Source organism: Duganella sp. FT27W, assembly GCF_009295655.1.
GTDB lineage: Bacteria > Pseudomonadota > Gammaproteobacteria > Burkholderiales > Burkholderiaceae_D > Rugamonas > Rugamonas zoogloeoides.
In genome coordinates this window covers 859,298-883,423 of record NZ_WHIV01000001.1, presented here as the reverse complement: position 1 = coordinate 883,423, position 24,126 = coordinate 859,298, and the positions used below count along the sequence as shown (strand labels likewise).

Below are 24,126 nucleotides of genomic sequence, written 5' to 3'. Positions count from 1 at the left end.
TCCTCATGGCCGCAGGCAGTGCATCCACCCGTATTTCCGACTTGTACCGGCATAACCATGGCTGGCTGCTGGGCTGGCTGCGTGGCAAATTGGGCAATGCGTTCGACGCCGCCGACATCGCTCAGGACACCTATGTGCGGGTGATCGATACCGGCCGCCTGCCGGAGCAAGCGGAACAATCGCGCGCCTACCTGGCCCGCATTGCCAGGCATCTGGTGGTGGACCTGCACCGGCGCCGGCGCCTCGAATACGCGTACACGGAGGCGCTGGCGCTGCTGCCGGATGCGCACTTGCCATCGGTGGAAGAGCGCGCCATCGCGCTGCAAACCCTGGTCCAGATCGACGCCGCCCTCGACCGCCTGCCGGTACGCGTGCGCGAGGCGTTTTTGCTGTCGCAGTTCGACGGCCTGACTTACCAGGCGATTGCCGACCGCATGGGCGTGTCGCTCGGCTCGGTGCGCAAATACATGCTGCAAGCGGCGCAAGCGTGTTTTGCCGTGATGGCCGCCTGAGTGAAGCCGCTGCCCGAAACCTCCGGCGACCTGCATGAACAGGCACTGGACTGGCTTGTCACCATGTGGTCGGGCGAGGTCTCGGCCGACGCGCAGCGTGCCCTGCAAGCATGGCGCCAGCAGTCGGGCGCCCACGAACAGGCATGGCTGGCCGTGCAGCAGATGGACCAGCGCCTGCGCCATGTGCCCGCAGCTACCGCCAGCCAGGTGCTGCGCACCGCAACCGGTAGCAAGCAGCGCAGCCGCCGCGCCGTACTGCGCGGCCTGGCGCTGGCCGGTGGCACCGGACTGGCCATGCACCTGGTGCGCGATACCGAACCGTGGCTGGCGGCCACTGCCCAATATGCCACCGCCACCGGCGAGCGCCGCGAACTGGTGCTGGACGACGGCACCCGCCTGGTCATGAACACGGCCACCGCGCTCGATGTGCGGTTTACCGCCGGCCAGCGCCGCATCGATTTGCATCGCGGCGAAATCATGATCGCCACCGGCAAGGACCATGGCGCGCCTTACCGCCCGTTCGTGGTCCACACGGTGCACGGCGCGGCGCGCGCGCTGGGCACGCGGTTTTCGGTGTACCAGCACGATCAACGCACCGAAGTGGCGGTGTACGAGGGCGCGGTGGAAGTGCAGCCGCGCCGCGCCACAGCGCCGGCGCGCCGCCTGGCCGCCGGCAACGCCGCCCGCTTCGACGCCAACAATGCCGCGCCGGTCTACGCGCTGGCGGCCGACGGTCCGGCCTGGGTGCGCGGCGTGCTGGAAGCAGAACAAATGCCGTTGCCCGATTTTTTGGCCGAGCTGGCGCGCTACCGCCGTGGCGTGATCCACTGCGATGCGGCGCTGGCCGGCGAACGGGTGTCGGGCATTTATCCGCTGGCCGATACCGACAAGGTGCTGGCCGCGCTGGCCCGCGCGCTGCCGCTGCGGGTCAGCTATCTGACCCGTTACTGGGTGCAGATACAGCCGCGCTGAAAAAATATTTTGCATATTGAGTAGCGCTTTTTGCTTTTCGTTCGGGATACCAATATCACTCCCTGATTTGAACTGAAAAGGAAACACCGCCCATGTCGTATTCGATCTCGCCTGCAACCCTGCCGTTCCGCCGCCGCCGCATGGCGCAAGCCGTTTTGCTGGCCGGCCTGGCACTTAATGCCGGCTGGTCGCTGGCCCAGTCGGCCGCACCGACCGACGCCCGCCGCCACGTTGAAATCGCCGCCGGCACCCTCGATGGCGCCCTCAACCGCTTTGCCAGCAGCACCGGCATCCTGCTTGCCATCGACGGCAAGCTCACCGCCGGCAAAACCAGTAGCGGCATCAACGGCGATTACACGCGCCAGGAAGCGCTGGCTGCTTTGCTCGCCGGCAGCGGCCTGGAAGCGGTAGCGCAACCCGACGGCGGCTATGCCTTGCGCAAGGCCATTCCCGTGCAGGCAAGTGCGCTGCCGGAAGTGGTGGTGACCAGCGAGGCGGAAACGCCGGGCGTGGGCCGCGTGATCATCACCGGCGCCAAGGGTGACAACACGCTGGCAGGCGGCCGCGTGGCGCGCGCCGGCGGCCTCGGCGTGCTGGGCTTTGCGGACGTGATGGACACGCCGTTCAGCACCACCAACTACACCGCGCAAATCCTCGAAGACCAGTAGGCGCGCACGCTGGCCGACGTGGTGGTCAACGAAGCCTCGGTGCGCACCATGACCTCCACCGGCGGCTTTTCGGAAGACTTCCAGATCCGCGGTTTCAACGTCACCAGCGGCGACGTGGGCCTGAACGGCCTGTATGGACTGACCTCCTCGAACCGCATGCCCACCGCCTTCATGGAGCGGGTGGAAGTATTGAAGGGACCGGGCACGCTGATGTACGGCATCAGCCCGAGCGGCAGCATCGGCGGCAACATCAACGTGGTGACCAAGCGCGCCAGGGATCAGCCGATCACGCGTTTGACCACCACCTACGAGAGCAAGGCGCTGTTCGGCGGCCAGCTCGACGTGGGCCGCCGCTTCGGCACCGACAACGCCTGGGGCCTGCGCTTTAACGGTCTGTACCGCAAAGGCGACACCAATATCGACGAAGGCAAGCAGGAATTCGGCACGGCGGCGCTGGCGCTCGACTACCGCTCGGCCACGCTGCGCTGGTCGGTGGATGCCTTTGCCCAGCGCGAAGACACCGACAATTTCCGCGCCCAGACCGGCTTCCGTCCGAACATCACGCGCCTGCCGGCCGCCCCGTCGGGCCACCGCGCCATTTATAAAGGCGCCGATCTGACCATCCGCGATTCCACCCTGGCCACGCGCCTCGAATACGACCTGTCATCGAATATCATGGTGTACGCGGCGGGCGGCTATCACTACGGCGCCAGCGAGCAGGACTTCCCTTCGGCGCGCACCAACGACGCCATGGACGAGCAGGGCAATATCCGCGTCAGCAGCGCCTGGTACGATGCCGCCTCGCGCAGCAAGACCGGCGAAGTGGGCGCCCGCGCGCGGTTTGAAACGGCCGGCGTCAAGCACCTGATGAGTTTGTCGGCTTCGCGCCTGCAACAGGTCAATGGCAGCTTCTACCTGGCCGCGCCCGCCGGCGCCATCGTCGACTCGAATATTTATCACCCGGTACCGGTGTACCAGATGACGGGCGACCGCCGTTCGCCGACCGATACGTCGCGCACCCGCCTGACCAGCGTTGCGCTGACGGACACCGTGTCGTTCGCCGACGACCGCGTGATGCTCACTGGCGGCCTGCGCAAGCAGATCGTACAAGCAGGCAACATCGGCGCGAATGGCGCCGTCACGCCGTCGTACAGCGAAAGCGCGGTGTCGCCGATTGCCGGCGTGGTAGTGCGGCCGCTGGCTGACGTGTCCGTGTACGGCAACTTCACCTCGGGCCTGACGCGCGGCTCCGAGGCGCCGGTGGGCACGGCCAATCGCGGCGACATCTTCCCGCCGTTCAAGTCCAAGCAATACGAACTGGGTGTGAAAGTGGACCGCAACCAGGTGATCACCGGCGTATCGATCTTCCAGATCGACCGCCCGAATGCAATTACCGATCTGGCCACCAATATCTACAGCATGGATGGCACCCAGCGCAATCGCGGCCTGGAACTGTCGGCCGTGGGGGAAGCGGCGCGCGACCTGCGCCTGATGGCCAGCGCAACGTTTTACGACGCCACGCTGCAGCGTTCGGCCAGCGCCGTCAACCAGGGCAAGGATGCAATCGGCGTCCCCAAGCGCACCTACAACGCGGGCGCCGACTGGGATGTGCCGGGCGCAACCGGCCTGAGCGTGAATGCGCGGGCGATCTACACGTCGGCCACGCCGTATGACGTGGCCAACACGCTGGCACTGCCGTCGTGGACCCGGGTGGACCTGGGCGCCCGCTACCACACCGTGATCATGGGCAAACCGGTGGCGCTGCGCGCCAGCGTGGAGAACGTGTTCAACAAGAACTACTGGCTGTCGAGCAGCACCCTGCTGACGGTGAGCACGGCTGCCGCTGCGCGCACCCTGCTGCTGTCCGCGCAGTTCGATCTGTAATCAGCAGGCGGTGGTGTTAGCGGCGCTTGAACAGATAGTAGCCCACGCCCAGCGCCACCGCCGCAATCGCGGTCTTCTTGACCGTGCGCTTGTCCACCCGGCGGGCGATGCCGGCCTGGATGGCCGGCGCCTGCGTCAGCAGCAGCTTGCCCCACTCGCGCAGTTCGTTGTGGGCCAGCCTGGAGCTGGTTTGATCGAGCAGTTGCTTGACGCGCTGCGGCAGGTTGTCAACAAAAGTCGGCTCGTGGTCTGTGACCAGGTCGGGGTTGGCGACGGGCTTGTTGACAGGCTTATCCAAATTCATGGCAATGCTCCTTCGGTTGGTTTTGTTAAAAGATACACGCGCAGGAGCCCGTTCAACGTGCGCTTACTAACCCTGGCCACACTGTCTGAAAGAGCAGGCTTGACCAACGCGGCACACCTTGTTGTCGAAGATGCTTTACAATCAGAAACATTGTTCATGAATGAAACATCTTCAGGAACGTGATATCTACTTACAGCAACGGGAGCAGCATGACCGCCACAACACAACCCCATTACACCGCCGAGGAAAAACGCAAACGCGTGTTTGCCATCATTAGCGCCTCCTCCGGCAACCTGGTCGAATGGTTCGACTTTTACGTTTATTCGTTTGCTTCGATTTATTTTGCCAGCCAGTTTTTCCCCAGCGGTAACCCCACCACCGAGTTCCTGAAGTCCGCCGCCGTGTTCGCGGTCGGCTTCCTGATGCGTCCGATCGGCGGCTGGCTGTTCGGCCGCATTGCCGACCGCGTGGGCCGCAAGAAATCGATGATGATCTCGGTGATGATGATGTGCGGCGGCTCGCTGGCGATTGCCGTGTTGCCGACCTACGCCACCATTGGCGTCGCGGCGCCGATCCTGCTGCTGATCGTGCGCATGTTCCAGGGCCTGTCGGTGGGCGGCGAGTACGGCACCACCGCCACCTATATGAGCGAAGTGGCGCTGCGCGGCCAGCGCGGCTTCTTCTCGTCGTTCCAGTACGTGACCCTGATCGGCGGCCAGTTGCTGGCCGTGTTGACCGTGGTGATCCTGGAAGTGTTCCTGACCGAAGCCGAACTGAAAGCCTGGGGCTGGCGCATTCCGTTCGTGATCGGCGCGATTGCCGCCGTGGTGTCGCTGCTGCTGCGCCGCACCCTGCACGAAACCAGCAAGGCCGCCGACATGAACAACAAGGAAGCCGGCACCCTGGCCTACATCTTCAAGCACCACCGCGCCGCTTTTATTACCGTGATCGGCTACACGGCCGGCGGCTCGCTGATCTTCTACACCTTCACCACGTACATGCAAAAATACCTGGTCAACAGCGCCGGCATGCCGGCCAAGACCGCCAGTATCGTCATGACCGGCGCGCTGTTCCTCTACATGTGCATGCAGCCGCTGTTCGGCATGCTGGCCGACCGCATCGGCCGCCGCAACTCGATGATGCTGTTCGGCGCGCTGGGCGCGATCGCCACCTTCCCGATCCTGGCCATGCTGCGCGGTAACGACAGCCCGGTGCTGGCGTTCCTGCTGATCACGCTGGCCCTGGCCATCGTCAGCCTGTACACGTCGATCGGCGGCCTGGTGAAAGCGGAAATGTTCCCGCCAGAAGTGCGCGCGCTGGGCGTGGGCTTCTCGTACGCGATCGCCAACGCCATCTTCGGCGGCTCGGCCGAATTCGTGGGCCTGACCTTCAAGAACCTGGGCCACGAAAACTGGTTCTTCGTGTACGTCACCGTGATGATGGTGGTTGCCTTTATCTTCAGTACCAGGTTGCCGAAGACGCCGTCGTACCTGCATACCGATCACTGACCGGCAGCGCCGGGCCTGCGATTTACTCCCAGGCCCGCGCCGCCGACCGGTGGATGGTCCACGTAAAGCCGATACCGGCCGACCAGCCGCTGTTCTTGCGCAGCAAGGGGCTGTCGCGGTTGGCCGCGTGGCTCAGGTTGTCGTAGCGGGTAAAGCCGAACAGGCGCCAGTCGGGTGATACGCGGCGCGACAGGCTCACACCCAGCCGGGTCATCATCAGGCCGGCGCCCGCCTGGTAGGCGGGTCGCTCGGCGGTGGCGTATTGCGGCGCCACGTCGTAAAAGTACTGGTTCAAGCGGGCGTTACCGAAGACCATGCCGAGGTTGGCGTCGGCTTGCCACAGGCCGCCGCGGTCGCCGGTCTCTGCCACCAGGCGCGGCTCGAACACCAGGCCCTGGCGTTTGAAGCCATTGCCCAGTTCCAGCGGCACCCGCAGCGGCAACTCCAGCCGCAGGCGCGACATCTGGGTCTCGGCCAGGCGCACTTTCAGGCGTGGGCCGAATTCCAGTAACGAATTGAGGTCGGGCATGCCGGCGCGCGCGCCCACGTCGTCCGACTTGGCCGGCAGCGACAAGGCGAAGCCGACGTCGAGTTCCACCCGGTCGGTGTTGAGCAACCGCGCACCGATGCCGGAACGGTCGGCGCGCAGCACCTTGCCGCGATAAATCACCATCGGCAGCACCAGTGCCCGCTGCGAACGGTCATCGGCGCCCGGATAGGCCGGCGTGCTGGCCGCGCCGCCGAACAGGCCGACTTCCCATAGCGGCAAGTCCGGCGCTGAAGCTGGAACCGGGACTGGTTCCAGCCGCTGGGCGACGGCCGGGGCTGCCACCGCAGACATCACCACCACGGTCCACAAACGTACCTTCATTAATACTCCAGGTTCAGGCCCGGTTTCAGGCCAACAAGTGCGGGCCAATCTCGCGCACCGATTTTACGCCCGTGAGCACCATGGTGGTCCGGATATCTTTTTCCAGGATGGCCAGCAGCTTGTCCACGCCAGCCTGGCCCTGCGCCGCCAGCGCATACACGAACGCCCGGCCCAGCAGCACCCCGTCCGCTCCCAGCGCCAGCAGGCGGAAGATGTCGGTGCCGGTACGGGCGCCGCCGTCGGCAAAGATGGTCATCTGGCCTTTAACTGCCTCGGCAATCGCCGGCAGCGCGCGCGCGGTGGACAGCGCGCCGTCGAGCTGGCGGCCGCCGTGATTCGAGACCACGATGCCGTCCGCACCGAACGACAGCGCGGCGCGCGCATCGTCCGCTTCCAGGATGCCCTTGATCACCATCGGGCCGTCCCACTCGTCGCGGATCCACTGTAAGTCGCTCCAGCCGATAGCCGGATCGAAATTGTTACCCAGCCAGCCGATATAGTCGGCCAGTCCGGTCACCTGGCCACGATAAGCCGAGATATTGCCCAGATCGTGCGGGCGGCCGTGCAGGCCCACGTCCCAGGCCCAGCCCGGGTGCGTGACTGCCTGCAGCATGCGACGCAGTGCGGCGTTGGGGCCGCTCATGCCGCTGTGGGCATCGCGGTAGCGTGCGCCCGGGACCGGCATATCGACGGTGAATACCAGCGTGGTGGCGCCCAGCGCCTTGGCGCGTTGCAAGACGTCGCGCATGAAGGCGCGGTCCTTGAGTACATAGAGCTGGAACCACAGCGGCTTGTCGATCGCCTTGGCCACCTCGGCCAGCGGGCACACCGAGACGGTGGACTGGATGAACGGAATGCCGCGCGCACTGGCTGCGCGCGCAGCCTGCACCTCGCCCCGGCGCGCATACATGCCGGTCAGGCCCACCGGCGCCAGCGCGATCGGCATGCCGTAGGTGTTGCCGAACCACTCGGTGGTCAGGTCCAGGTCTTCCGACCCTTGCAGGATGCGCTGGCGCAGGTTGATCTGTTGCAGGTCATCGACATTGGCGCGCAAGGTCTGCTCGGCGCCGGCGCCGCCGTCGAGGTAATGGAACAGGAAGGGAGGAAGCTTGCGTTGCGCGACGGCGCGGAAATCGGTTGCGGATGAAACGATCATGAGCTGGCAGACGGGTTGGCGGGGGTTGCCCGATTGTATCATTGCTACTCTTTTGCAATCGTTGGCAATCAGCATCAATCACCAAGATGCGCATTACTCATGGTGTTACCGGTTATCAGCTGTTAATTTCCATGCGTAAAAAGTAGTAGAATTCCCCGCTGACCACCTCAATACGCGAGTTCCCCTTGTTAGACAGTTTTCCGGCACGCGCCCTGCGCAACGCCCTGCAACGGCGCGTGGCGGCGCTCGACCAGGGCGACCTTGACCTGCACGGCTGGCGCGCCCGTCTGCTGGACGGCCTGTGCAGCGCTGCTTTCTGGCTCGGTTTGCTGGTCATGCTGCCCAGCATGTGGGGCGGCGCCAGGCAGGGCCACTGGACGCTGGTCGTGGCCGACATCGTTGCCGTCACCGGCATGGCCGTGCTCAATTTCCGGCGTGGACTGTCCTACCACTGGCGCGCCGGCTCGCTGCTGGCGATCGCCTACCTGATTGCGGTGGCAGTGCTGTTTTCCATCGGCCCGCTGTCGCAGATTTACCTGTTGGCGGTGCCGGTGCTGTGCACGGTGCTGATCGGCAGCCGGGCAGCCATCTGCGCCTTGCTGTGGTGCAGCGCCACCCTGTTCGTGGCCGGCGTGGCCGGCGGCATCGAAACCGGCGTGGCCGTTCTGGTGATCAGCCCGCTGGCGCACTGGATCCTGCTTACAATTAACTTCTTGCTGGTCGCCGCCGTGCTGACCATTTCCTGTACCTACCTGCTCCACGGGCTCGACGGTGCATTGGCGCGCCAGCGTGCCCACATCCTCGCCCTGCAGCAGCGCGAAGCCGACCTGCAGGCCTCGCAAGTGCGCCAGGCCGAATCGCTGGCTGCGCAGCGGGCGGCCGAAGTCTCGAACCAGCTTAAAAGCGATTTCCTGGCCATGATCAGCCACGAGATCCGCACCCCGCTGGGCGGTGTGATCGGCATGCTGCGCTCGGCGCTGAAGGATGCGGGACTGCCGTCTGACACCGTCGGCAAGCTGCGCGTAGGTCTCAGCAATGCCGAAGTACTGCTGCAAATCATCAATGACATCCTTGATTTCTCGCGGCTGGAAGCGGGCAAGATGCCGCTCGAAACGCTCGACTTCGACCTGCCGGCCCTGCTGCACGACGTGGTGGACCTGTTGGCCGACCGTGCCGAGGCCAAGGGCATTTCGCTGATCGCCGATCTCGACCCCGGCTTGCCCGCCTGGTGGCGCGGCGACCCGACGCGGGTGCGCCAGATCGTGGTCAACCTGGTGGGCAACGGCATCAAGTTCACCGACCACGGCGAGGTGCGCCTGGGCGCCGCCGCCGATAGCGAAGGGATAGTGCTCAGCGTGCGCGACAGCGGCATCGGCATTGCCGCCGACGCCCTCGACCGCCTGTTCCAGAAATTCGCGCAAGCCGACGCCGGCACCGCCCGCAGGTACGGCGGCACCGGCCTGGGCCTGGCGATCTGCAAGAATATCGCCGCCGCCATGGGCGGTCGCATCGAAGCCGGCAGCGAGCCCGGCGTGGGCAGCGTGTTCCGCGTCTACCTGCCGCTGGCCCCCGGCACACCGGCGCCGCAATCGGCCGTCGCGCCACGCACGCCGCATGGCGCCCGCCTGGCGGTACTGTGCGCCGAAGACGGCAGCACCAATCAGATCATCCTGCGCGAACTGCTGGGCGAAATGGGCCACGCGATCACCATTGCCGAGGACGGCGTGGCAGCGCTGGAGCAACTGGCCGCGCGCGATTACGACCTGGTGATCATGGACGGGCGCATGCCGCGCATGGACGGCATTGCCGCTTTAAGGCGCCTGCGCGCCGGCATGGACGGCGTGCGCGATTCGCAGGTGCCGGTGATCGCGCTGACAGCCAACGCCACGGTGGAAGAACGCCGGAACTTCCTGGCGGCAGGCGCCAACGGCTTCCTGGCCAAGCCGGTGGACGAGGCCGACCTGCACGCCGAAATCGCGCGCCAGCTGGCGACGTTACTGTCCTTGGGCAAGCCCCTGGCTGGCGCACAAACCGCAACCGACCGGCGGCGGGAACTGGACACGATGTTCGGCGTGACCGACCTGGCGCCAGCCGACGATACCTTGCAGCGCGCCCTGCGCGCCGCGTTCCAGGCCGAAGGTCCACGCCTGTTGCAGATCATCGAGCAGGGCCTGGCGCAAGGCGATACGGCAGCGGTGGCGCTGGCGGCCCACAGCCTGCGCGGCGCCGCCGCCTTCCTGGGCGCCGCCGCGCTGTCGCAACGCTGCCACCTGGTCGAACAACTGGCCGACGCGGGTGCAACGGAGGCCATAGATCAGCACCTGGCGGCGCTGCGGCAGGAGCTCGGGCAAACGCTGGCGGATATTGCCGTTAGCAGCCACGCACCACGGTGACAAAGCGCGCATTTTTGCGCCATGCCGATATGCTAAGCTTGCTGATTACTTACTTTTCAACAAGGACTTTCCATGCGTCACCTGGCCCCGCTATTCATCGTCGCTTCCGCCCTGCTCTGCGCGCCAGTCCACGCCGACAATACCGACGCGGTATCGAAAGCGAAAAGCGCGGCAGAGCAATGGCTGGCTTCAGCCGATGCCGGCCAGTACGACAAGAACTGGGAGGAAAGCGCCAGCGCCTTCAAGAAGGCTGTCACCAAGGCGCAGTGGGAAAATGGTCTGAAGTCGGTACGCAGCCCGCTCGGCCCGCTGAAAAGCCGTACTGTCGCCGCCGCCGACTACACCCAAAGCCTGCCCGGCGCCCCCAAGGGTGAGTACGTGGTGATCCGCTACACCAGCGAGTACACCAACAAGACCGGCGTGGTCGAGACCGTGACGCCGATGCTGGACGCGGACGGGACGTGGCGTGTATCGGGTTACTTCGTCAAACGGTAATCAGGGGCGCACCAGCACCGGCGCGTCGTCGCCCTCTTCCGGGTTCTTGCTCAGATACACCACAGTCTGGGTCGGGAATGCCAACTCGATGCCGGCCGCTTCGAGCTGCTCGTAGATAGTCAGCAGCAGCTCCTCGCGGATAATGACCTGGGTGTCGAATTCCTTCACGTTGATGTAGGAAAAAACTTCAATATTGAACGAGCGGTCGCTGATATTGCCCAGCCGCGCGCGGCCGCCTTCGGCCATGTTCACATTACCGGAAATGATCTGCTGCACGATCGATATCGCCTCGCGCAGCTTGGCCGACGGCGTGCTGTAGGCAATCGCGATGATCGGGTTGAACAGGAAGCGGTCGCGGTCGGCGTAGTTTTCGATCTGACGCGCCGACAGGTCGCCGTTGGGGACCGTCACCACGGTGCGCTCGCCGGTGCGGATGCGGGTAGAACGGATGCCCACGTCTTCGACCGTGCCCACCACGTCGCCCACCTTGACGAAGTCGCCCACCTGCAGCGGCCGGTCGGCGATCAGGGTCACGCTACCCACCAGGTTTTCCACGGTCTTCTGGGCGCCCAGCGCCAGCGCGATACCTCCGATACCAAGCGCGGCGATACCGGTCGTGACATCGATGCCGAAGGTGTCGAGGATGGCGATGACGGAAAACGCCAGCAGCAGGAATTTTACGGCGCGCCGCACCAGGATAATCACGGAAACAACTTGACGGCGCTGGTGGCGCTGCATGCGCGTAATGGCCAGGTCGGCGATGCCATCGACCAGCCGCAGGCTGAACCACACCACCGCGATGGCTGTAACGATGCCGGTGTAGCGCAGCAAGGTCTGGCGCGCCACAATCGACACCGGCAACTGATCAGCCCAGTTGTAGAACACGAACACGCCCACGAGCAGGCTGAACGGCGGCAACGCTGCCTCGAAGAAGCGGAACGGGCTGCTGGCTGCCGGATCGGACAGCAAGCGGCGGGTGCCGACCACCAGCACCACCGAGAGCAGCCACAAGCCACCGAAAATCGCCACGCCCAGACCCAGCAGCGTGGCCCAGTCCTTGAGCGGCGCCCCGCCGATGAGCACCTCGTTTTCCGCCGGGGCGGCCGGGACCGGCACGCGGCGGGCCGCCGCCGAGATCTGGCTCAGCGTCTCTTTCGAGATGCGCCAGATCCTGGGCTCGCCGTCGGCGCTGCGCGTCATCACGATCGGGATTTTCTTTTCTTGCAGGGTGACTTCACCGATGTCTTCCTTGTCGGCATCGAGCTCATCGTCGAGCTTGCCGGTCTCCTGGTTCGACAGCGTCGCAAACGGCTTGAGCGAACCGCTGTCGTCGAGCATGGCGTGGAAGGTGCGGGCCTGGGTGGCGACCGCCAGTTGCTGGCGGTTGTTGGCCGGATCGGGCACATCGAAATACTGTGCGGCCCGGTCGTAGTCGAGCTCGGCCAAGGCGCCGATCAGGCCGGCCACGGCCGAACGCGGCGTTTCGCGTCCCAGGTTGTCGGTAGGGGTTTCCGCCGCCGGCGCTGGCGCCTTGGGTGCGGCGGCCATGACTGCGGGCATGCTCATCGCCAGCATCAGGCACAGCAGGATAGATTGGAAGAATCGCTTGGGCAAATGAACCTCTTTGCTGAGTGGGGGCGCAACAGCACGTTGGCACGTTGAGTTAGGCTGCAAAGTCTAGCATTCGGGCTGCCCCGACCACGCACTGTTGACGAGAATCCATTCCTCAAATATTCATGTCGATCATCATAAAAACCATTGACAAGCAATATGATGACGATCATCATATAAATCCCTGACCGCATACTTTGGAGAGCACGATGAAATACAGCGCATTCGGCACGACCGGCTTGATGGTTTCCCAGGTCGCCCTCGGCACGGCCAATTTCGGCACCGGTTGGGGCCATGGCGCCGATGCCGACGCCAGTGCCGCTGTCTTCAACGCCTATGCCGAAGCCGGCGGTAATTTCATCGACACGGCCGACATCTACCAGTTCGGCCAGTCCGAAGAACTGCTGGGCACGCTGCTGCAAGGACGGCGCGAGGATTTCCTGCTGGCTACCAAGTACACCAATGGCGCCGTACCGAATGCCAACCGCCTGGTCACCGGCAACAGCCGCAAGGCCATGGTGGCGTCGGTGGAAGCGAGCCTGAAGCGCCTCAACACCGACCGCATCGACCTGTTATGGGCCCACCACCCCGACGCCAACACGCCGCTGGACGAACTGGTGCGCGGCTTCGACGACCTGGCCCGCGCCGGCAAGATCCTGTATGCGGGACTGTCGAATTTTCCGGCCTGGCGCCTGGCCCGCGCCGCCACCATGGCCGAGCTGACCCGCGCGGTGCCGATCGCCGCCGCCCAGTTCGAACACAGCCTGGTCCACCGCCAGCACGAAGCGGACCTGCTGCCCGCTGCGCACGCGCTGGGACTGGGCGTGGTCACGTGGTCGCCGCTGGGCGGCGGCATGTTGACCGGCAAATACCGGCAAGGACAAACGGGACGCGCGGAGGCGCTGGGCGGCAAGGTATTCCAGGCCGAAGACTCGGCACAGCGCAGCCGCATTCTCGATACCGTGGTCGCGGTCGCAGAAGAACTGGGCGCCACGCCGGGCCAGGTGGCCATCGCCTGGGCCGGCACCCATGGCGCGGTGCCGATCCTGGGACCACGCTCGCTGCAACAGTTGGCGGACAACCTGGGCGCAGTGGCGCTGGTGTTGACGGCCGAGCAGATCGCCCGGCTTGATACGGTAAGTAGTCTGGATCCTACTGCCGCGCCGCGCTTGTCGGTGGCGTGGGCCGAGGGCACGCCGGTGCGGCCAGTGGCGTGACCTAGCGCCCCAGAGCGGCGCCGTCAAGCGCGGACGCGGACGACGGCGCCATGCGTGCAGAGCGGCAACGCCGCTGCACAGTTAAGGTTGTGGCGATGCTTGCGCAGCGGCGGCTGTAGCAGCGTTTGCCTCGCTGGCAGCGGCTTCGGCACGCTGTTCCGTCTCGCCGCGCTGCTGCCGGCTGGTTTCCAGCAGTCGCTCCAGCGCCTCATGCACCTTGTCCGACGTCCCCTCCCGGTCGATCCACCAGTCGGTCGACCAGATCCGCAGTATCTCCCAGCCCAGTCCGCGCATCACCTGTTCGCGCAGCAGGTCGCGGTCGCGGGCCGTCGCCGAGCGGTGGTAGGTGGCGCCGTCGCATTCCACGCCGCACAAATAGACGCCGGGCGCATCGGGATGGACGATGGCCAGGTCCACCCGGAACGACGACGCGCCGATCTGCGTGTGCACCTGCCAGCCGCGCGCGGCCAGGGCGCTGGCCACCGCTGCCTCGAACGGGCTCTCGAAACCGCCGAGGCTGCCCTTGGTGGCTTCGGCCAGCGCGCGCGGGCCGCGTTCGGCAAATGCCAGGAAGTGCTTGAGATCGCGCACGCCGGCGGCGTGGGTGCGCGACAGGTCGAACTGTTCCGCTTTCAGGCTGGAGAACACCCGCAACTCCTGGCGTGCACGCGTGATCGCCACGTTCAGGCGACGCTCGCCGCCATCGCGGTTCATCGGGCCGAAATTCATCGAGACGCCGCCGCCCTGGTCGGGACCGTAGGTAACCGAGAAATAAATGATGTCGCGCTCGTCGCCCTGCACCGATTCCAGGTTTTTCACGAACAGCGGCTCCAGTTCCGATTCGAGGAAATACGGTTCCAGCGCCGGGTCCTTGCGCCGCTCCTCGTCGAGCAAGTCTTCGATCAGGTGCATCTGCTCGGTATTGAAGGTGACCACGCCGATGGTCAGCTTCGACTCGCGAAAGCCCGGCGACCGGAGCTTGGCGACGATGTCCGCGACCAGCGCTTTGGCCTCCAGCTGGTTGATGCGTGCCCCGCCCTTGTCGTACACGCCCGCCACGTGGTGGAAGCTGACCGCCTTGTCTTCGGCCACCGGCGACGGGAACGTCACCAGGGCGCCACCATAGTAGCGGTGGTTGGAAAACGCGATCAGCGATTCGTTGCGGCTGCGGTAGTGCCACGACAGGTTCATGGTGGGCAGGTTGGCGCCCATGCATTCGTCGAGGATGCTTTCGAGGTCGATTTCGACGTCCTCGTCGTCTTCGGAGGCATCGGCGCGGTCGAAGAACGACGTTGGTGGCAACTGCTTGGGGTCGCCCACCATCACCACCTGCTTGCCGCGCGCCATGGCGCCAATGGCATCCCACACGGGAATTTGCGATGCTTCATCGAACACCACCAGGTCGAAGGCGCTGGTGTCCGCCGCCAGGTACTGGGCGATCGACAACGGGCTCATCAACAAGCATGGCGCCAGCCTGGCCAGCGCGGTCGGGATGCTGTGCATCAGTTCGCGCAGCGGCATGTGCTGCTTTTTCTTGCCGATCTCGTGGCGCAGCACACCCCATTCGGAATTGCGGGTGACCTCGTCGGCGCGCGGCATGCCGGCGCACAGCTGTGCTCGCACCCAGGCGCGGGTGACGTCGGTGAACTGGCGGTCGAGCGCGCGGAAGTCGCCGATGCGCTTTTCGTGCTCGGCCGAAACGAAGTTACGGATCACATCCTCGTTGTCCACCGCGCGGTTGAGCCACCAGCGGCTATAGTTGATCTCGAAGGTGCGCAACGCCTGCACCGGCGCCACCAGGCCGGTTTCGATGGCGCCGACCAGCAGCCCCAGCGCTTGCGCCTGCGCTTCGGCGCGCACCTTGCGCCAGGCGCACCACGACTTCAGGCGCGGCTCGGCCGCCATGATGCGGGCGCAACGCGCGGCCAGGTCGCTGAGCGCCAGTTCGTCGAACTGCATCGCCACGCCCACGCTGAACATGCCGGCCTGCGCCAGGTGCTCCAGCGCGGCCTGCAGGGTGCCAATGGCGGCCAGGTAGCGGTTGCCGGCGGTAACGACCGCCCCGCCCGGCGCCAGTTGCGTATTGCCGTCGCCCGCCAGCATGTCGAATGCCTGGCGCAGCACGGCGGCGTCGTCTTCGCTCTCGGCCAGATCGGCAATCGCGTTTGACACTGCCGCCTCGAACGCCAGCACGCGGAGCACCGTTGCCTCGCTGTTATCCAGCTCGGTCCAGGCATCGTCGATGGCGGCGCGCAGCTCTCGCATGCGCACCAGCAGGCCGAGATCCCTGGCGACGTCCGGTTCGGTGTCGCCGGAGATGCAGTCCGTCAGCGTTCTGGTCAGCTGGCGCTTGCGATTCCACGACAGCGGCCAGATGCTGGCTTCGGCGTCGTTCCACGCCCGGTGCAGTTGCCGTACGTCGAGTTGTTCTATCTGCTCGTCGTAGCGCACGGACAAGGCGCTCTCGCTGGACTTGAGTTCGTCCAGCAGTTGCAAGCCCCGTTCCAGTTCGGCCACGATGTCGACCGCCCACGGCTTGCCCAGCGCGTTCAGCAACGCCACGCGTTCGGTCAGCAGCACCTGCGCCTTGCGGCTGCGGGCGATGATCGCCTGCAGCCAGGCGGGGTTGCTGCGGGATGTCGAACCGCGCGCTTGCGGGGACGCTTGGGTACCCAGCGCCATCGCTGGCATCGTTGCATGCGCGGCGCCAGCCGGCTTAGGCGCTTGGGAAAACGCCGCCATCGCTTGCCGCAAGCGTCCAAGCGCCGCGCGTGCTTCCGGCAGAAACACGAAACTCCACTGGTGACCAAATGCCTGCGGCAGCACCTGCACCAGGTCGGCAAGCGCCGATCTGGCGCGGCGGCCGGTCGGCAAACCGGCCAGGCCTGTCACGTTTTCCACCTGAGACAGCGCTTGTTGCGCTGCCTCGGCTGCGGTTGCCGTGGCGCGCACGGCGCCGATCAGGGTCTGCTGCCATGACGGCGTCCAGTCGGTCTGGCCGATCGCCATCAGCGGGCCGCCCTGCAAATGTTGCTGGCCCACGGCTGCGGCGTTCACTTTGAGGCGTTCGGTCAGCTCGCGCAGGGCGTCAAGCTGGGCCTGGTCGTGGGCGTCGGCATCTGGCCAGCTCAGTTCGACCCGGGGTACAGCATCGGCATCGCCATCGACCACGTTGCCGATGGCCTGGAATATCGTCAGGCCGTTGCGATGGCGCTGGTGCAGCCGTTCGACGTACTGGTTCAGCTCATCGCGCAGTCGTTTGAGTTTCAACGCCTGGGCGCGCCATACCTCGGGATCGACATCGCCCTGCGCATCCCATGCGCGGTGCAACTGGTTGATCACGTCGAGTTTACGCGCCTTGCTCGAATGCAGTTCCAGGCAGAACTCGCCCAGCCCCACTTCGCGCAGGCGGCGATATACCACGTCGAGCGCGGCAATCTTTTCCGACACGAACAGCACCCGTTTGCCTTCGGCCAGGCACTGGGCGATCAGGTTGGCGATGGTCTGGCTCTTGCCGGTTCCGGGCGGGCCGATCAGCACGAAGTCCTTGCCCTTGGCGCCGGCCATCACGGCCGACAGTTGCGACGAGTCGGCCGGCAGCGGGCAGAAGGTCTGCTCGGGCGCGTAGTCCGCATCGAGCCGCCTGGGCAATGGAAACGCCAGGGTGGACTGCGCGCCAGATTGATACGGCTCGCGCGGCGTATCGATCAGGTGGCGCACCACGGGGCTCTCGCGCAACTGGTCGGTGCGCTGCGCCAGGTCCACCCACATCAGGTACTTGGCGAACGAGAACGGCGCCAGCACCACTTCGTCCGAGATTTCCCAGCCCTTGATGTCGCGCACCGCGTGCGAGACGGTGCGCCAGATCTGCGCCACGTCGAGCCCGGCGCCATCGCGCGGCAGCGCGCCATCGAGCACGCCCAGGTTGAGCTGGAAGTCCTGCCGCAGCATCTCGACCAGGGTGGGATTGAAGCGCGGCTCGTCCTCGTGCAGGCTCACCGTGAAACCCGAGCGCGCGCTTTTGCGCTGCAACGACACCGGCACCAGGATCAGCGGCGCCTTGTACACCTGCCCCGCCTTGTCGTCGCGGGTCCAGTTCAAAAAGCCCAGCGCCAGGAACAGGGTGTTGGCGCCGCCCTCCTGCAAGGTGGTGCGGGCACTGCGATACAGCTCCACCAGCCGCACCTCGAGTTCCGGGGCATCGACGCTGACGAACACTTCGCGCCGCGCCAGCGCATCGAGCGCATGTTCGCGCCGCACGTCCTCGCGCGAGCGCTGCTCGTGCAAGGCCTGGTTGCGCGGATCGCTGCCTTCCATCAAGTCGGGCCGGGGCACCAGCCGGATCGGCGCGCCTTCCGACAGCGCGTCTTCCAGCGCGGCCGGTTCGGGCGCGTCGAGCCGCAGGGTCTTTTTGCCGCTCTTGAAATTGAGCAGGTTGTTGCGCAGCGACAGGTCGAGCAGCTTGCGCTGCCAGCGCGCCAGCCGGTCCCTGGGGTCGAGCGCGGGGGCATCTTGCGGCGCATCGTCGGGCAGATCGGGGGCGCCGTCGTCGAAGGTGGCGGCAGTCGCCTGCATGGCGTTGCCGTCTGGCGCCGCAAAGCTGTGGCTTTCCGCGCTGGCCAGCGGCTTGATGCGCTGCATGCGCGCGCGGCGGATATCGACCAGCAGTTCGAACTGGTCCTGCACCGCTTCGGCCAGCTGGCCGGCGGCAATCTGCGTCGCATGGGTAAACGCGGGCGCCGGCCGGGCGGCGGCCAGCGTGGTCTCGAACAACACCAGTTCCTGCAAGCGCAGGCGCTTGCGGATGGCTGTCACATCATCGACCACCACCGTGGAAAACTCTTCCTGGCGCAGCCAGACGCCGGCAAACGCATGCCCCTTGGTGAACACGATGACGGGATTGAGGCCGGCCTGCTCCAGCGCCGAGCAAAACAGCAAGGTCAGGTCGAGGCATGTGGCAATGCGGCCATCCATCAACTGCGACGCGCTGCGCACCTTCTGGCCACGGTGTTCGAAACTCGCCGGCGGCAAGGCGTAATCGATGCCCAGCCCGGCCACGGCCGTCCACAGCGCGGACGTCAGTTCCCAGGCGCGGCGGGCGCCGCCTTCGTAACCGTCGAGCGAAGGATTCTTGCCGGCCTGGCGCAGCACCTCGGCAGCCTGCTTGAGCAGGCGATCGATGGCCGGCTCGTTCGGCTGCACGAAAGCTGCGACCAGGTCGGGCAGATGGGACAAGCCGCCCCACTGGTTACGCGGCAGCAGCTCGACCTGGCGCTCCAACGTGGCCAGCACGCGCTCGTGCCCGGTGCCGGCTTTGGTCACCAGCGTAAACGTGATGGTCGAGGTTTCGGCTTCGGTCAGTTTGCCGAGCAACATGCCGTCCAGCTGGACGTCGCAATCGACGATGCCGTAGCGGGAATGAGGGCCGCTGGCGTCGATCAGCCAGGTCTTGGCTTTAAGGAACGGTGGAAACGACGTCAGGCGCAGCTGCAAATCGACGAGCTCATGCGCACTGTCGTTGACCACCGCCAGTTCCCGCAGCAGCGGCACCGAATTCTGGAAGTCGGCGAGATTGAGCTTGCTGCCATGCGCCACATGCAATGCGACGTCGACCGGGTTGATGGCGGCATCGATTGCCGGTGCTGCGACTGATTCCACTTGTTTTCCCATGCTATTAACATAATAGTGATGCTGTGCGACAATCATTCAATCATCGCGTTATACTGCGCCCGATGGCCCATGCCGAGCAGTTTAGCGTGGTCCCCAGAAGACCCCCTTTACATTTCGCCAAAGTCCGCCAGCGCCACCCGCTGTGCGGCCGGTCCATGCACATCGCCAGCCAATTTCCGCTTTCCGCTCTCTCGTCCACCGACCAGTCGGGCACTTTTGCTATTTTACAACTCGTCCCGGACGCGGTGTTGGCGGTCCCCGCACGACTGTCCCTGCCCGATTGGGTGGCAACGGTGCACGCCGGCGATATGGCGCATGACCGGGAAGCCATCGCCACCGCCATCGGCCTCGGCGCGCCGTTCCAGGCCGAGTTTGCGCTGCGGTGCCGCGACGGCGTCACGCGCCAGGTGCGCCTGTCGGGGCTGCCTGCAGCGCCGGGCTGCTATCACGGCTTCATCACCGACCTCAGCGCTCACCACGAGGCGCTCGCCAGCGCCCGCCGCGAAGCCGGGGAATACCGCCTGCTGATCGAAAACACCACGGATCTGATCGCCCATGCCGACACCGCCGGCAATTACCTGTCGATTTCGCCGTCATATGAATCGATGATGGGATGGAATCCGGCCAGCGTGGTGGGCCAGCCCGTGATCGCGTTCCTGCACCCGGACGACCGGCAGCACTCGGCCGCCGCCTTGTCCAGCGTGCTCGGCGGCGGTGTGCTGCCCAACGTGGTGGAGGTACGCAAGCGGCACCGCGACGGCCACTACATCGTGCTGGGCACCAAGGCCAGCGCCATCATCGATCCGGTGACCGGCCAGTGCGTGGGCGCCGTCATGGTCTCGCGCGACATCACGCGCGACAAGGAAATGCTGCGCGACTTCGAGGAGCGGGCCACGCACGACGCCCTGACCGGCCTGCCCAACCGCGCCTGGCTGAACCAGCACGTGGACCGGCTGCTGGCGGCAAACACAGGCGACAGCCTGACCGCCATCCTGTTCATGGACCTCAACGGCTTCAAGGAAGTCAACGATACGATGGGACACGCGGCCGGCGACGTGCTGCTGCAACTGGTGAGCGCGCGCCTGAAGCACTGCATGCGGCCCGACGACGCGGTGGCCCGGCTGGGCGGCGATGAATTCGTGGTGGCCGCCGTCTGCAGCGACAGCGCCGACGCCCGCGCCATCGCCCTGCGCCTGATCGACGCGCTGAAAGCGCCGTTCCGCGTGCATGGCACGCTGGTCAACGTGGGCGCCGCCGTCGGCATCAGCCTGGCCCGGGGCGGCGCAGCCACCACGGCCGGCATGCTGCAAGACGCCGACAGCGCCATGTATGCGGCCAAGGCGCGCGGCGATGGATCGTTCGAGATCTTCCAGCGGCCGCTTACTTCACCTTGAGCCTGAGCAGGTACACCGGCGTCACCGTCACTGCGCGCAGTTGCGCAAGCTGGGCCTGGCCGCCGAAGTCGGGCCGGGCCTTGCTGTCGAGGTAGATCGGTGCGTCCGCGCGCAGCGGCAGCACCGATACTGTCAGCGGCTGCGCCAGGCGCTCGCCGATGTGGCGCAGACCGAACTGCCAGCCATAGCCGCTGTAATACCAGTCGTCGAGCATCTCCACGCCCGCATACAGGCGGCCGATGTCGCCGACGAAATCGATATTGAGCAAGGCGTCGTCAAGGCCCTTGAGCTGGGCCGGCGGCACCGTCACCTGCCACGAGGCCGCTGCGCCAAAAGTTTCCGGGCCCGGCTCCTGGGCTGCCTTGGCGTTGCCGCCGATCAGCAGCGGCGGTACCGCTTGCGCCGCGCGCAACGGCGCGATGCTGGCAGTCAGCTGGCGTTCGGGCAGCGTGGCCGCGAAGGTCTGGAAAATGCCGTCAGTCCCTTTTTGCACGGTACCGGCAGCGGTCGGCGCCTTGGTCAGCGCCGGGAACACGGCTACGCGGAAGGCGCTGCTGCCCACCGAGCGCAGTTGCAGCGCGCCGCCATCGACCACCAGTTGCTGTTCGCTCAACAGCAGGCGCCGCTTGCCGGCCACGTCGGCAATGGTCAGTTGTTCGGCCTGGCTAGCGGTCAACACTACCACGCGCACCGGTCCGCCCTTGCTGCGGGCGATGGTGACGGCAGCGCCGGTGCCGGGCTGCAGCTGATCGATCACCAGCTTGCCGTCGCGCTCGGCCACGCGCGCGCCAGCGGCCTGCAATTGCGGTGCAATGGCGCGGTCAAACGCCAGTTCGACGGGAATCCGCTTGTGCGCGGCAAATACGTACACCACGCCTTCGGCGCCCAGGTCGAGCCGCGCCAGCGGTTGCGCGGTGGCCGATTTCAGCACCGTGCCGTCAAGGTCGAAGTTATAGGGCCAGATGAAATAATCGCCATCGGCGATATCCACCGGCGTACTCGGGAAAGTCAGTTTGCCGCCGGGCAGCGCAATTTCGAAGCGCACGTTCTGATGTGCGGCCATTGCATACTGGCGAACGTGGTTGTTGACGAAGACAAAACCGCTGTCGCCGTTGCTGCGCGCTGCGTAGCGCGGGGTTTTCAGATCGGCGGCGTTATCGGGCACGGCGGCCGGCTTGCGCACGGTCATCGTGGCCAGGCGTGCGCCGAAATCCTGCAGGAACCAGTGGTACGGCCGCAGGCGCGTGAGCACTTGCCGCTGCTGGCCGTCCGGGCCCAGCGGCGCCTGGAAGTCGTAATTGATCAGCGGGACATCGTTGTAGCCGCCGCTGCCGGTGCTCTCCTGCAGCCAGGTGCGGCCGGCCGGGTTGCGGCCGCCGTGGAACATGTAGTAGCCAAGCAGGTTCACACCGGAACCGAGCTGCACGGGCACCATCGAGGCGACATCGTCGGCGCCGATCACGGGACGGCGGCGGTACATGAACGGCACGCCGGGTCCGTACTCCGCGCCGAAGAACGGCGTTTTGCCGATTTCGTCATCGGCCGTGCCGCGCTCGTGCGTCACGGTCTGCGCACCAAGGTCGCCACTGACGCGGGTATCGAAGCGGAACGCGTAGGTTTCTTTCGGCGCCAGTTCGCGCGTACTGGTGGCCCACGGTTCATCGACGTAGCCGCCGAAAACCGGCGTCACTTCACCGGGAGGATACACCGCGCCGTCCCAGCCGGTGACGGTGTACAGCGGCGCATCGAGCCCTGCCTTGAGCGCCAGCCGCTTGAGCGTGCTGATGTGTTCCGCGCCCTTGCCCGGACCGCGCAGGTTGTATTCGTTTTCCAGCTGCACGCCGATCACCGGGCCGCCGTCCTTGAACATCAATCCCTTCAGTTGCCGGCCGATCTGCGCGTAAAAGCGTTCGACGTAGTGCAAATACTGCGGATCGTTGCCACGCGTGGGCATGGCGTACACCACCCAGTCCGGCACGCCGCCGAAGCGCACCTCGGCGTGGGCCCAGGGGCCGATCCGCACCACTGCTTCCAGTCCGACTTTTTTGCACAGTTGCAGGAAGCGGCGCAAATCGCGGCGCTCGCTCCAGTCGAACTTGCCGGCCTGCTCCTCGTGGTGGTTCCAGATGAGGTAGCTGGCGACGACCGTGATACCGGCCGCCTTCATCTTGCGGAGTTCCAGTTCCCAGTCGCTGGCGGGCGAGCGCGTGTAGTGGAATTCGCCCATGACCGGAAACCACGGCTGGCCGTCGCGCGTGAGGTACTGGTTGTTGGCGCCCAGGCGCACGCCGGCCGGCGATACGGCCGTGCCCTGCTTGAGGTGGCCCAGCAGCGGTGCGGCCACCGGCGCGGTGGCGTCGATTCTCAGCACGGTGTCGGCTTGCGCCAGGGTGGCAGGAAAGATCAGCGCAGCCAGGGCCGCGCGCAGGAAGGTCTCGGTCATTTTTTATTTGTGCAAGAGATAGAGAATTCCGGTGGCAGCGGGTCGAAGCTGCTGCGAACCGGTCGCAATTATCCGGCCGCAGTGCGGCCGGCAGCATCTAATCGCAATACAGCTGCGAACGTCCGCCATCGATCAGGATATCGGTGGCGTTGATGAAGCGGGCTTCGTCGCTGGCCAGGAACAGCGCCGTGTAGGCCACTTCGCGCGGCGTGCCGATGCGGCGCACCGGGAGCAACTGTTCCTGGCGCGCGCGTTCGGCGGCCGGATCGGGGCACGAGGCCAGCCAGGCTTCGGCGCTCTCGGTCAGGATCAGCCCCGGTGAAATGGAGTTGACGCGGATGCCGCGCGCAGCATATTCGATGCCGAGCGACTTGGTCAGGCCGATCAGCGCATGCTTGGCCACCGGGTACGGAAAGCAGCCGGGGATGATCTTGTGCCCGTGGACCGAGGCGATATTGACGATATTGCCGTAGCTGCGTTCGAGCATCGACGGCAGCACCGCGCGGATCACGTTCCACGCGCCTTCCAGGTCCACCGCGAAGCAGCGCTGCCAGTCGCTGGCCGTCATTTCCAGCGGATCGGTGAACACGTTCATGCCGGCGTTGTTGATGACTGCATCGACGCGCCCGAAGCGGGCCAGGGTTTGCGCCACCAGCGCCTCCACCTGGGCGCGGTCGGCGATGTCGGCCTGCACGTACAGGCTGTTCGGGCCACCCAATTCATCGCGCACGGACGCCGCGTGGGCATCGTCCTGGTGGCTGTTGAGCACCACCTGGGCGCCCTCTTCCAGCAACAGCGCGGCTACTGCGCGGCCGATGCCCATGGTCGAACCGGTGACGATCACCACCTTGTCTTTTACTCTGTCTGCCATAGTCTCCATTCCTTGCAGGTTTTTGCTACATTGTCTTACGGGTAAGGCCGGCGCGGCTATCCTGATTTGGCATAGCAATGACCGGATTTGGCATGGCTGACCGCCTGCCGGACCGAAAAAACGGGGCGGGTATAATCCGACGACCATCTTTCTTGCC

At 65.7% G+C, this 24,126-nt stretch carries 16 protein-coding genes; 9 read left to right on the top strand and 7 right to left on the bottom strand.

The annotated features are described in order from the left end of the window. Positions 1 to 5: 5 nt before the first annotated feature. The 4 genes from F8197_RS03795 (at position 6) to F8197_RS03785 (ending at position 4,036) form a co-directional block, all read left to right on the top strand. A complete protein-coding gene (locus tag F8197_RS03795) occupies positions 6 to 512 on the top strand; it encodes a sigma-70 family RNA polymerase sigma factor (RefSeq protein WP_152880073.1) in 507 nt (168 codons plus the stop codon). Continuing rightward, a complete protein-coding gene (locus F8197_RS03790; protein ID WP_152880071.1) occupies positions 513 to 1,484 on the top strand; it encodes a FecR domain-containing protein in 972 nt (323 codons plus the stop codon). Between the two features lie 92 nt (positions 1,485 to 1,576). Beyond that, positions 1,577 to 2,152: an STN domain-containing protein gene (locus F8197_RS28805; RefSeq protein ID WP_227012049.1), complete on the top strand. Its 576-nt coding sequence runs from the start codon at positions 1,577 to 1,579 to the stop codon at positions 2,150 to 2,152. Between the two features lie 9 nt (positions 2,153 to 2,161). Beyond that, the gene (locus tag F8197_RS03785; RefSeq protein WP_227012112.1) at positions 2,162 to 4,036 is read left to right on the top strand and encodes a TonB-dependent siderophore receptor; all 1,875 of its coding nucleotides are present in this window, start codon (positions 2,162 to 2,164) and stop codon (positions 4,034 to 4,036) included. A gap of 16 nt (positions 4,037 to 4,052) precedes the next feature. Here F8197_RS03785 and F8197_RS03780 read toward each other — a convergent pair whose 3' ends face one another. Continuing rightward, positions 4,053 to 4,340 carry a hypothetical protein gene (locus F8197_RS03780; protein ID WP_152880069.1) on the bottom strand — a complete coding sequence of 96 codons (288 nt, stop codon included), beginning with the start codon at positions 4,338 to 4,340 and terminating at the stop codon, positions 4,053 to 4,055. A 209-nt stretch (positions 4,341 to 4,549) separates the two neighbouring features. On the opposite strand from F8197_RS03780, the gene F8197_RS03775 reads away from it, so the two are divergent. Further along, entirely contained in the window at positions 4,550 to 5,848 is a 1,299-nt protein-coding gene (locus F8197_RS03775; protein WP_152880067.1) for an MFS family transporter, read from the top strand. A gap of 22 nt (positions 5,849 to 5,870) precedes the next feature. Here the strand turns inward: F8197_RS03775 and F8197_RS03770 are convergent, their stop codons facing one another. Both F8197_RS03770 and lldD read right to left on the bottom strand, forming a co-directional pair. After that, entirely contained in the window at positions 5,871 to 6,719 is an 849-nt protein-coding gene (locus tag F8197_RS03770) for a MipA/OmpV family protein (protein ID WP_152880065.1), read from the bottom strand. A 25-nt stretch (positions 6,720 to 6,744) separates the two neighbouring features. Further along, entirely contained in the window at positions 6,745 to 7,875 is a 1,131-nt protein-coding gene (lldD, locus tag F8197_RS03765; RefSeq protein WP_152880063.1) for an FMN-dependent L-lactate dehydrogenase LldD, read from the bottom strand. Positions 7,876 to 8,060: 185 nt separating this feature from the next. On the opposite strand from lldD, the gene F8197_RS03760 reads away from it, so the two are divergent. Further along, on the top strand, positions 8,061 to 10,268 hold the full coding sequence (locus tag F8197_RS03760; protein WP_152880061.1) for an ATP-binding protein: 2,208 nt from the start codon (positions 8,061 to 8,063) through the stop codon (positions 10,266 to 10,268). A gap of 72 nt (positions 10,269 to 10,340) precedes the next feature. Next, positions 10,341 to 10,763 carry a DUF4019 domain-containing protein gene (locus F8197_RS03755; protein ID WP_152880059.1) on the top strand — a complete coding sequence of 141 codons (423 nt, stop codon included), beginning with the start codon at positions 10,341 to 10,343 and terminating at the stop codon, positions 10,761 to 10,763. Here the strand turns inward: F8197_RS03755 and F8197_RS03750 are convergent, their stop codons facing one another. Further along, the gene (locus F8197_RS03750) at positions 10,764 to 12,377 is read right to left on the bottom strand and encodes a mechanosensitive ion channel family protein (protein ID WP_227012048.1); all 1,614 of its coding nucleotides are present in this window, start codon (positions 12,375 to 12,377) and stop codon (positions 10,764 to 10,766) included. It lies immediately after the preceding gene. Positions 12,378 to 12,583: 206 nt separating this feature from the next. Here F8197_RS03750 and F8197_RS03745 point away from each other — a divergent pair, with 206 nt between their 5' ends. Beyond that, entirely contained in the window at positions 12,584 to 13,591 is a 1,008-nt protein-coding gene (locus tag F8197_RS03745; RefSeq protein WP_152880057.1) for an aldo/keto reductase, read from the top strand. Positions 13,592 to 13,672: 81 nt separating this feature from the next. On the opposite strand, the gene F8197_RS03740 is transcribed toward F8197_RS03745, so the two are convergent. Then, positions 13,673 to 19,249: a DUF4011 domain-containing protein gene (locus tag F8197_RS03740; RefSeq protein ID WP_373996778.1), complete on the bottom strand. Its 5,577-nt coding sequence runs from the start codon at positions 19,247 to 19,249 to the stop codon at positions 13,673 to 13,675. A gap of 260 nt (positions 19,250 to 19,509) precedes the next feature. Between F8197_RS03740 and F8197_RS03735 the strand changes: the two genes are divergently transcribed. After that, positions 19,510 to 20,655: a sensor domain-containing diguanylate cyclase gene (locus F8197_RS03735; protein ID WP_227012046.1), complete on the top strand. Its 1,146-nt coding sequence runs from the start codon at positions 19,510 to 19,512 to the stop codon at positions 20,653 to 20,655. Here F8197_RS03735 and F8197_RS03730 read toward each other — a convergent pair. Continuing rightward, a complete protein-coding gene (locus F8197_RS03730; RefSeq protein WP_152880055.1) occupies positions 20,642 to 23,098 on the bottom strand; it encodes a beta-galactosidase in 2,457 nt (818 codons plus the stop codon). The genes F8197_RS03735 and F8197_RS03730 overlap by 14 nt on opposite strands. A gap of 97 nt (positions 23,099 to 23,195) precedes the next feature. Beyond that, positions 23,196 to 23,969 carry an SDR family oxidoreductase gene (locus F8197_RS03725; RefSeq protein ID WP_152880053.1) on the bottom strand — a complete coding sequence of 258 codons (774 nt, stop codon included), beginning with the start codon at positions 23,967 to 23,969 and terminating at the stop codon, positions 23,196 to 23,198. Positions 23,970 to 24,126: the final 157 nt, after the last annotated feature.